This window comes from Luedemannella flava (assembly GCF_039528515.1).
In the GTDB taxonomy this organism is placed as follows: domain Bacteria; phylum Actinomycetota; class Actinomycetes; order Mycobacteriales; family Micromonosporaceae; genus Luedemannella; species Luedemannella flava.
The window spans coordinates 1-2,457 of record NZ_BAAALT010000138.1 but is presented as its reverse complement, the minus strand read 5'-3'; the positions used below and the strand labels follow the sequence as shown (position 1 = coordinate 2,457).

The 2,457-nt window shown below is 65.9% G+C and carries 1 protein-coding gene and 1 pseudogene; both read left to right on the top strand.

Annotated features, from left to right (window positions below):
- The first annotated feature begins 673 nt into the window (after positions 1 to 673).
- Entirely contained in the window at positions 674 to 2,101 is a 1,428-nt protein-coding gene (gene ltrA, locus ABD211_RS21020) for a group II intron reverse transcriptase/maturase (protein WP_344134527.1), read from the top strand.
- Between the two features lie 139 nt (positions 2,102 to 2,240).
- Positions 2,241 to 2,426: pseudogene (locus ABD211_RS21015) on the top strand (IS5 family transposase); the annotation flags it as partial.
- Positions 2,427 to 2,457: the final 31 nt, after the last annotated feature.

Here is a 2,457-nt window from a genome sequence, read left to right as displayed (position 1 = left end):
AGTGGTTGAGCACACCCCGACGGTGACCAAGGCGTGGGTGGACGCCGGGGTGCGCCACGAGGCGCTGCATGACTGAGTGGAGGTGAAAGGACTCCACCGCCTGGCTGTCGTGGCAGCCGGGTGAACGCTGGGGGCAGCCTGACCCGGGAGACGCCGGGGAGGGCGGCAAGCAGCCCCGACAAAGCCGGGACGTGCTGGCACTGCCAGACGGTGCGGGTCCGGCAAGCGGAGACGGAAGGCGTACGTGAGAAACCAGTGTGTAAAGCCTCTCAACCGACCCACCAGCTCAAATCTGGCGGATATGGGCTGGGTTGCGGTGCGTACTGGCCGGCGTGGCCGGTCGGGAACTCCTTACCGGGACTACCGGTGCCTGGGTGGGAGGCCACGGTGAAAGCCCACGGCGTAGCCGTGGCGATGCCGCAGGGGCAAAGCTGGGCGCCGACACCGTCGATCGGCATGTAGTGAACGTGGGAACCGTCCGGTGTCGCCCTCGTCCCATGCGGCCAGTGTGGGAAAGGGCAGGCGCGTCGTCCGCTGAGGACATCGGGCGGGGCGGAGGCCCCGTAGTAGTCGCGGGCGTAACGACCCGCCGTGGAGGCCGGGAAAGCCGGCCGCAGGGCGAAGGGGGCCAGCAAGTCAGCAGTACGGAGACTGGAAGGTCAGGAGACCGCCGGTGAATACCGACGAACTGGAGTCGGCCCTGATGCGGGCCGAGATCCGGGTACTGAAGATCCAGACCAAGCTGCACCAGTGGGCTGGCGACGATCCTCGTCGCAGGTTCGATGATCTGTTCAATCTCGTCGCCGATCCTGCGTTCCTTCTGGTGGCGTGGGATCGGGTGCGGGGTAACAGGGGTGCCCGCACGGCCGGGGTGGACGGGCGAACCGCCGTGTCCATCCAGCTCGGGCAAGGCGTCGAGGATTTCCTTGACGGGCTGCGGACCTCGTTGAAGGACCGCAGCTTCCGGCCACTGCCGGTGCGGGAACGGATGATCCCCAAAGCGGGCGGCAAGTGGCGCCGGTTGGGGATCGCCACGATCACGGACCGGGTGGTTCAGGCATCCTTGAAGCTGGTGTTGGAGCCGATCTGGGAGAGTGACTTCCTCCCGTGCAGTTACGGTTTCCGCCCGAACCGTCGGGCACATGACGCGGTGGCCGAGGTTCGCTTCTTCACGTCCAGGTCGTACGAGTGGATCGTGGAAGGCGACATCAAAGCCTGCTTCGACGAAATATCGCATCCGTCCCTCATGGACAAAGTGCGGCAGCGTGTCGGGGACAAACGCGTCCTGGCCCTGGTAAAGGCGTTCCTCAAGGCCGGCATCCTCGGGGAAGACCGCGTGCTGAGGGACACTGACGCCGGCACCCCTCAGGGATCGATCCTCTCACCGTTGCTGAGCAATCTGGCCCTATCGGTCCTGGACGAGCACGTCGCCCAGATTCCGGGTGGGCCGAGCTTCAGCAGCTGGGAACGGCACAAGCGACGCCGTCAAGGTCTGGCGACCTACCGGCTCATCCGGTACGCCGACGACTGGTGCCTGGCTGTATCAGGTACCCAGGCGCACGCGGAAACCCTCCGGGAGGAGATCGCGACGGTCCTGTCCACGATGGGCCTGCGCCTGTCACCAGACAAGACCCTCATCACCCACATCGACGAGGGCCTCGACTTCCTCGGCTGGCGCATCCAGCGCCACCGCAAGCGAGGCACGAACCGGTACTACGTCTACACCTATCCGGCGCGCAAGGCCCTCAAGGCCGCAACGGACAAAGTGAAAACGATCTGCCGACAGAATCGCAACCTGCCGCTGGAGGTCCTGCTGCATCGACTCAACTCGCTGCTGCGGGGCTGGACCGCCTACTTCCGGCCAGGAGTGTCCAGCACGGCCTTCAACTACCTGCGCGCCTTCACCTGGCGGCAGGTCATTCGATGGCTACGCCGCAAACACCCCCGGATCACCTGGAAGGAACTACGCCGACGCTTCTGCGCCGGCGGATGGTGGCCCACCGACGGGAAGGTGACCCTCTTCAACCCCGGCGCGGTCAGCACCACCCGATACCGCTACCGGGGCACAAAGATCCCCTCACCCTGGCCCAGCACCACATGAGGACCTAACCAACCCACGGGACCGGTGGAGAGCCGGATGCGTCGACGAGGCGCACGGCCGGTTCGGGAGGCGGGCCGAGGAAACGGACCGGTCGAAAGACCGGCACCGCGCCTCGGTCCGACCTCACTTCAAGCACGACGTCGCGATCCANAAGCGGTGGGTGGTCGAGCAGACCAACAGCACCCTCATGCTGCACCGTCGCCTGGTCCGCGAATACGAAAGCCGCCCGGAATCGAGCGTGTCACGCACCCTGTGGGCCTCAACGGCGAACCTCATCCGCAGACTGACCGGGACCCGCACACCATCCTGGCGCGATGCGACGTGAACACCACAACGATCCTGGAGCTGATCGACGC